Source organism: Actinomadura kijaniata NBRC 14229 (assembly GCF_001552175.1).
In the GTDB taxonomy this organism is placed as follows: Bacteria; Actinomycetota; Actinomycetes; order Streptosporangiales; family Streptosporangiaceae; genus Spirillospora; species Spirillospora kijaniata.
Genome location: NZ_BCQR01000289.1, coordinates 1 through 6739, shown reverse-complemented (window position 1 = coordinate 6739; position 6739 = coordinate 1). Strand labels below are relative to the sequence as shown.

The 6739-nt window shown below is 72.2% G+C and carries 6 protein-coding genes and 1 riboswitch; of the genes, 1 reads left to right on the top strand and 5 read right to left on the bottom strand.

Translation table 11 applies throughout. The features are described from left to right. The first annotated feature begins 455 nt into the window (after positions 1-455). Positions 456-2315, top strand: coding sequence for a glutaminase A (glsA, locus tag AKI01S_RS47620; RefSeq protein WP_218010091.1), 1860 nt, complete (start codon positions 456-458; stop codon positions 2313-2315). A 12-nt stretch (positions 2316-2327) separates the two neighbouring features. Here the strand turns inward: glsA and AKI01S_RS47615 are convergent, their stop codons facing one another. The 5 genes from AKI01S_RS47615 to AKI01S_RS47595 form a co-directional block, all read right to left on the bottom strand. Beyond that, positions 2328-2528, bottom strand: coding sequence for a cold-shock protein (locus tag AKI01S_RS47615; RefSeq protein ID WP_067833494.1), 201 nt, complete (start codon positions 2526-2528; stop codon positions 2328-2330). Positions 2529-2715: 187 nt separating this feature from the next. Beyond that, complete coding sequence (locus AKI01S_RS47610; protein WP_067833491.1) at positions 2716-3348, bottom strand: hypothetical protein; 633 nt, start codon at positions 3346-3348, stop codon at positions 2716-2718. 126 nt (positions 3349-3474) lie between these two features. After that, the gene (locus AKI01S_RS47605; RefSeq protein WP_067833489.1) at positions 3475-3753 is read right to left on the bottom strand and encodes a MoaD/ThiS family protein; all 279 of its coding nucleotides are present in this window, start codon (positions 3751-3753) and stop codon (positions 3475-3477) included. 13 nt (positions 3754-3766) lie between these two features. Further along, positions 3767-5011: a threonine synthase gene (gene thrC, locus AKI01S_RS47600; RefSeq protein ID WP_067833486.1), complete on the bottom strand. Its 1245-nt coding sequence runs from the start codon at positions 5009-5011 to the stop codon at positions 3767-3769. Between the two features lie 14 nt (positions 5012-5025). Next, a riboswitch (SAM riboswitch) is annotated at positions 5026-5167 on the bottom strand. Positions 5168-5434: 267 nt separating this feature from the next. After that, positions 5435-6424 (bottom strand): cation diffusion facilitator family transporter, encoded by a 990-nt coding sequence (locus tag AKI01S_RS47595; RefSeq protein ID WP_067833483.1) that lies wholly within the window; start codon positions 6422-6424, stop codon positions 5435-5437. Between the last annotated feature and the right edge of the window lie 315 nt (positions 6425-6739).

The window sequence follows — 6739 nt, the reverse complement described above, 5'->3', positions numbered from 1 at the left end:
AGCGAGCTGGTTCATGCCGCGCTCGAGACCGCGCCGGGCCTCCTCGTCAAACGCGATCATCTTTGCAGCCATAGGGGCTCCAGTCCTTCCGGAACAGGTGGCCTTGAACGGATCGAGCCGACGCCCGCGACGGACGGTCCCCCTCCGGCGGCATCCATTCCGCCGACGGCTGGAGACCTCATCGTCCCGACCCAGACTGTGGACTTGTCACTCTCCACAGCAGAGTGCCAATGGTTTGTTTAGCACTCTACCCGGTCGAGTGCAAGCTGATGACCTCTCGTCCGAGGTCAGAGGTCGGTGTCCCGCCGCGGTGGTCTCCCCGTCCGCGCCCGGGCGGCCGGAGGGGGTCATGCCCGGCCGGGGTGATCGGCAATCGTGGTTCCTCCGCTGGTCAGCGGGGCGGCGGGACAGGACCGCGCGGGTAGCATGCCCTGGGACCAAGCGCGGAGGGACTGTTGAGCGATGCGGGGGGCGTGCCGAGCCCGGTCCAGGAGATGCTGGACGAGCTGCACACGCGGGTGCGGGGCGTCGACGCCGGTGAGGTCGCGACGTACATCCCGGCGCTCGGCAAGGCCGATCCGGCGCTGTTCGGGCTGGCGCTGGCGACCCAGGACGGGCACGTCTACACCGCCGGGGACGCGGACACCGGGTTCACGATCCAGTCGGTGTCCAAGCCGTTCGTGTACGCGCTCGCCCTGCACGACCGGGGCCTGAACGCCGTCCTGCGGCGGGTCGGGGTCGAGCCGACCGGCGAGGGCTTCGACGCGCTGCGGCTGGAGGCCGGAACCGGACGGCCGCTCAACCCCATGGTCAACGCCGGGGCGATCGTCACCGCGTCGCTGGTGGACGGCGACGACCACGGCCAGCGGTTCCAGCGGATCATCGACGGGCTGTCCGCGTTCGCGGGCCGCGAACTGCGGCTGGACCACGAGGTGCTGGCCTCCGAGGAGCGCACCGGCGACCACAACCGCGCCCTCGGGTACCTGCTGCGCAACGCCGGGGCGCTGCGGGGCGACGTCAACGAGGCCGTCGGCGTCTACTTCCGGCAGTGCTCGATCGTCGTGACCGCCCGCGACCTGGCCGTCATGGCGGTCACCCTGGCGGCCGGGGGCGTCAACCCGGTCACCGGGCGGCGGGTGGTCGGCGCCGACACCTGCGAGCACGTCCTGGCCGTCATGGCGACGTCGGGCACCTACGACTTCGCGGGCGAGTGGCTGCTGCGCACCGGCCTGCCCGCCAAGAGCGGGGTGTCGGGCGGACTGGTGGCGGCGCTGCCGTCGCAGCTGGGCATCGGCGTCTACAGCCCGCCGCTGGACCGGCGCGGCACCAGCGTCCGCGCCATCGCCGCGTGCCAGGAGCTGTCGGCGCGGTTCGGGCTGCACCTGATGCGGCCCGCGCAGCGCACCACGCCGGTGCTGCACCGGCTGCTGCGCGGCGACACGGTCTCCTCGCACCGCACCCGGCGGCATCTGGAGCGCGAGGCGCTGCGCCGCGACGGCCGGGCGATCCTGGCCTGCGAGCTCCAGGGCGACCTGGGGTTCACCGGCGCGGACACCGCCATCCGCGCGATCACCGACGAGCTGGACGGGGTGCGCTGGCTGGTGCTGGACCTGCACCGCGTCAACCGCATGGAGCCCGTCGCGGTGAACCTGCTGGACGGCTTCGCCGCCCGGCTGCGCGGGCGCGGCGTCGCGACGGTGGTGGCCGTCGACGCCGGGAGCGGCCCGCTGGCGGCGGCCGAGGCGTCGTTCGCGTCGCTGGACGAGGCGCTGGAGCACTGCGAGGACGCGCTGGTCGCGGCGGGACGGTCCGCGCGGCTGGACCCGGACGCGGCGGTCCCGGCGGAGGAGCAGGACATCCTGCGCGACCTGCCCGCCGAGATGCTGGACGCGCTGACGCCGCTGCTGGAGGAGCGCCGCCTGGCCAGGGGACAGGTGCTGTTCGACCCGGGCGCGGTGCCGGACGAGGGCGCGACCTCGGACGAGACGCTGTACTTCGTGGTGTCGGGCGGCCTGGTCGCGCAGGTGATGGCGGGCGACCCGCCCGAGCCGGTGCGGATCGCGTCGATGGGGCCGGGAACGGCCGTCACGAAGCTGGTCCTCGGCGACGACCGGATCGCCTACCGGGTCGTCGCGGACGAGCCCACGGTCGCGCGGGTGCTCACGGCCGCGGCCGTGAAACGCCTGGAGGACACCCACCCGCAGGTCGTGGAGGCGCTGCACTGGGCGATGGCGCGCCATCTGGCCGCCCGGCTGCGGCAGGCCGACGCGCGGAACCAGGCGATGATCGGTCCGGACGCCCGGCGCGGCGACTGACCCGGCGGGCCGTCAGGCGGGACGGACCATGTCGGCCTGCGGGCCCCGGTCGCTCTGGGTGATCTCGAACTCGACGCGCTGCCCCTGTTCGAGACTGCGGTACCCGTCCGTCTGGATGGCCGAGTAGTGGACGAACACGTCCCGGCCGCCGTCCACCGCGATGAAGCCGTAGCCCTTCTCCGCGTTGAACCACTTGACAGTGCCTTGCGCCATATCGAACCTGCCGCTCGTCCGTGGCCGGGAGGAGCCACGGCTGGTGCTTCGCGGGCCCGCCCCTGCTAACGCGGGGCCCGCCGACCACCGTCCGTGGTCCCCTCGGCCCCGGGGTGCGGGCCGTGGCGGGGCGGACCAGGCGTGATCGGGCTCGACCATATAGGCGGTGCGGTGGGGGCGACAGGCCCTAGAAGGACAGACCTGACGGCCGGTAACGGTCATCATGGGCCGTCCCGACCAGGGGAAGGATCTCCCCTTCGAGACGGCGCGGCACCGGCTGCCCGTACCGGGTCTCCAGCCGGTCGCGGGCCCGCAGGTAGCGCGTCGCCGCCTCCTCCAGCGACGACGGCACCTCCCGGACGCCGAGCGGCGCGAGCAGGTGCCCGCTCATCCGCAGCAGTTCGCCGCGCACCCGGTCGTTCATGCCGTGCCGCCGCTTGGCGACCAGGCCGAGCGTCCAGCACCAGAAGTGCACGTCGATCGCCGGGAGGGTGTCGGGCCCGACCCGCCACGGCGGGTTGGGGCGGCGCGCCACCTCCGGGAAGACCAGGTCCACCTTCACCGGGCCGGGCAGGACGACCAGGTAGCAGGCGTGGTCGCCGAGCGGGTCCCACTGGACGGCCACCGGGTCGTACGGCGCGACCAGCCGGGGCAGGTCGCCGGCGACCTCGCCGAAGTCCTCGACGCTGACGGCGAAGTCCCAGTCCGACAGTTCGGTGGCGGCGCGGAAGCCGTCGGGCGCCCGCGATCCGATCGGTTCGACGGCGCGCACCAGCGGGTGGTCCGCCACCGCCGCCGCGATCTCCTCCGCTGTTCCCATGCCAGGGCCCCTACCCCCGCCCATCAGGACAAAAGCCCCTTTTCCCAGCAATTGACAAGGGAAAAGGGGCCTGGTCCGGCCACGGCCGGCCGCGGCGGGCGGCCGGGACGGGATCAGCCGGGCGGATCAGCCGCCGGCGACCGCCGGAATGATCGACACCTGGGTCCCGGCCGGGGTCGGGGTGTCCAGGCCGTCGGCGAACCGCACGTCCTCGTCGCCCACGTACACGTTCACGAACCGCCGGATCTTGCCGTTGTCGTCCAGGATCCGGGCGGAGATCCCGGAGTAGTTGGCCTCCAGGTCGGCCACGACCGCGCGCAGGGTGTCGCCCTCGGCCTTCACCTCCGCCTCGCCGCCGGTGTAGGTCCGCAGGATCGTCGGGATCCGCACAGACACGGTGCTCATGTTCGGTCCTTTCTCAGGCGATGCCCGCGGCGCGGAACGCCTCAAGCGACGGGGCGATGTTGGCGGTGGGGGCCACGACCGGCGCGACGGCGTCGAGGGTCTTCAGGCCGTCGCCGGAGTTGATGATCACGGTCTCGGCGCCCGGGTCCAGCCGCCCGCTCTCCACCAGCTTGCGCAGCACGCCGACGGTGACGCCGCCCGCGGTCTCGCCGAAGATCCCCTCGGTGCGGGCCAGCAGCCGGATGCCCTCGACGACCTGCTCGTCGGTGACGTCCTCGACCGCGCCGCCGGTGCGGCGGACGACGTCGAGCACGTAGGTGCCGTCGGCCGGGTTGCCGATGGCCAGGGACTTGGCGATGGTGTCGGGCTTGACCGGCCGGAAGACGTCCCAGCCGTTCTTGAACGCCGTCGCCACCGGGTCGCATCCGGCGGCCTGCGCGCCGTACACCTTGTAGGGCTTGTCCTCGACCAGGCCCAGCTTGATGAGCTCCTGGAACGCCTTGTCGATCTTGGTGAGCTGGGAGCCGGACGCCACCGGGACCACGATCTGGTCCGGCAGCCGCCAGCCGAGCTGCTCGGCGATCTCGTAGCCCAGGGTCTTGGAGCCCTCGGCGTAGTAGGGGCGGACGTTGACGTTCACGAACGCCCAGTCCTCCTGCTCGCCCGCGATCTCGGAGGCGAGCCGGTTGACGTCGTCGTAGTTGCCGTCCACGGTCACGAACGTGCCGCCGTACACGGCCGTCGTGATGATCTTCTGGGACTCCAGGTTCGACGGCACGAACACGGCGCTGCGGATCCCGGCGCGGGCCGCGGCGGCGGCGACGGCGTTGGCCAGGTTGCCGGTGGACGGGCAGGCCAGCACCTTGAAGCCCAGCTCGCGGGCGGCGGCCAGCGCGACGGCGACGACGCGGTCCTTGAACGAGTGCGTCGGGTTGCCCGAGTCGTCCTTCACCCACAGCCGCTGGAGGCCGAGCTCCTCGGCGAGCTGGTCGGCGCGGACCAGCCGGGTGAGACCGGGTTCGGTGTTGGGCGTCTCGGCGACGTTCTCCGGAACCGGCAGCAGGCCGCGGTAGCGCCAGATGTTGCGCGGTCCCGCCTCGATGTCCGCCCGGGTGATCGCGCCGAAGTCGTAGGAGATCTCCAGCGGCCCGAAACACTCCTCACAGGCGTAGAACGGGCCGAGTTCGCGGACGTGACCGCATTCGCGGCAGCTGAGACCGGTCGCGGGTCCGAGATTCGTGGCAGGCGAGAATGCCATGGAGCGAGGCCTTTCCCCCATCTTTCCTGCGCCACCTTGGTCGCAGGCCGGAGTTGGCACCACTTCCCGGTCGGCCTCGCAGGATCGCGAGAGCGCGCTTACCGGGCGGTTGCCGGGGCTTCGTAGGGCCGGTCCCTCCACCCCTCTGGATGAGCGATATGAAGTTGTGTGAGGGCTGAGCTGGAAGACCGGCCCGAGGCCACTGTGCTCCCTGCACCCCTCTGGATGAGCGATATGAAGTTGTGTGAGGGCTGAGCTGGAAGACCGGCCCGAGGCCACTGTGCTCCCTGCACCCCTCTGAATGGGCGACATGAAGTTATGTGACAAGCGATATCACGCTGTCTGCGCAGAGATTACACGACCTGACCGTTTCGACGACAGGCGGTGTCCACTGTCTGAGACGCTACCCGGCTGTGGCCTCCCTCACGCCGTCGGATCGGCCGCGCGCCGCCGTCGCCGCCCGTTCGGGCTGGTCAGAGGCTGGTCGGGGACGCGCGGCGCCTGGGTGGGGTCGAGGAAGACGTGCCGGACGAGGGGCTCCTCCTCGCGCAGCGCCCGGTCGATGTCCTCGGCGATGTCCTCGGCCTCGTCGGCGCTGATGGCGTCGGAGAAGTGGACCTTGGCGGCGACCAGCAGGGCGTCGGGTCCGAAGTGCATGGTGAACAGCTCGTCCACGCCGTCCACGCCGGGCGCCGAGGCGATCATGGCGCGGATGCGGCACTGGGTCGAGGTGTCGGCGGCGCGGCCGATGAGCAGCTCCTTGCTGTCGCGGCCGAGCGCGATCGCGACCACGCCCAGCAGCAGCCCGATCAGGATCGACGCGATCCCGTCCCACACCACCGACCCGGTGATCTCGCGCAGCGTCAGCCCGGCCGCTGCCAGCGCCAGCCCGACCATCGCGGCGCTGTCCTCGAACAGCGCGGCCTTGAACGTCACGTCCGGCGTCGTGCGCACGTGCTCGACCAGGTCCCGGTCCATCTCGCGGGTCTCCCGGCGGGCCTGGCTGACCGCCCGCAGCCACGAGCCGCCCTCCAGCAGGAACGCCAGCGCCAGCACCGCGTACGCCAGCCGCACGTCGGCGTCGTCGGACCGGCCGCCCCGGGCGATCGTCTCGACGCCCTCGAAGACGGAGTAGCCCGCGCCCAGCACGAAGATCCCGAACGCGGCCAGCAGCGACCAGAAGTAGCGTTCGTTGCCGTAGCCGAACGGGTGGCGGCGGTCGGCGGGCCGTTCGCTGCGCCGTAGCGACGCCAGCAGGAACCCCTGGTTGAGGGTGTCGGCGATCGAGTGCGCGCCCTCGGCGAGCATCGCGCTGGATCCGGCCAGCGCGCCCGCGATCAGTTTGGTGACCGCCAGGACCAGATTGGCCGCGCCCGCGATCATGACGGTCTTGGTCGTCTCTGCCCTGCTCACGCGGCCCCGGTACCCGGCGTTCCCGGCGCTAACCGCACGGCCCCGCTGACCTCCACCGACCTCCGGACCGGTACTTCGGCCCGACCCTTAACCAGGGTCACTTTGATACGGCCCGGTCCCGACTGAGAACCTTTGCGGTATGAGCCAAGTGCTGGTGGCGTCCAACCGCGGGCCGGTCGCCTTCGCGGCGTCCGACGACGGCGACCTCACGATGCGCCGCGGCGGCGGCGGCCTGGTGTCCGGGCTGGCCGCGGTGACCGGCGGGCCGGGCGACCCCGGCGCCGGCCGTCCCGTCGCGCCTCCCGCCGCCTCCCC

What these genes read in the sequence shown, in the direction of transcription:
- thrC (WP_067833486.1), bottom strand. Translation starts at nt 5,011, where the DNA reads ATGGCATTCTCGCCTGCCACGAATCTCGGACCCGCGACCGGTCTCAGC.
- AKI01S_RS47615 (WP_067833494.1), bottom strand. Translation starts at nt 2,528, where the DNA reads ATGGCGCAAGGCACTGTCAAGTGGTTCAACGCGGAGAAGGGCTACGGC.
- AKI01S_RS47605 (WP_067833489.1), bottom strand. Translation starts at nt 3,753, where the DNA reads ATGAGCACCGTGTCTGTGCGGATCCCGACGATCCTGCGGACCTACACC.
- AKI01S_RS47610 (WP_067833491.1), bottom strand. Translation starts at nt 3,348, where the DNA reads ATGGGAACAGCGGAGGAGATCGCGGCGGCGGTGGCGGACCACCCGCTG.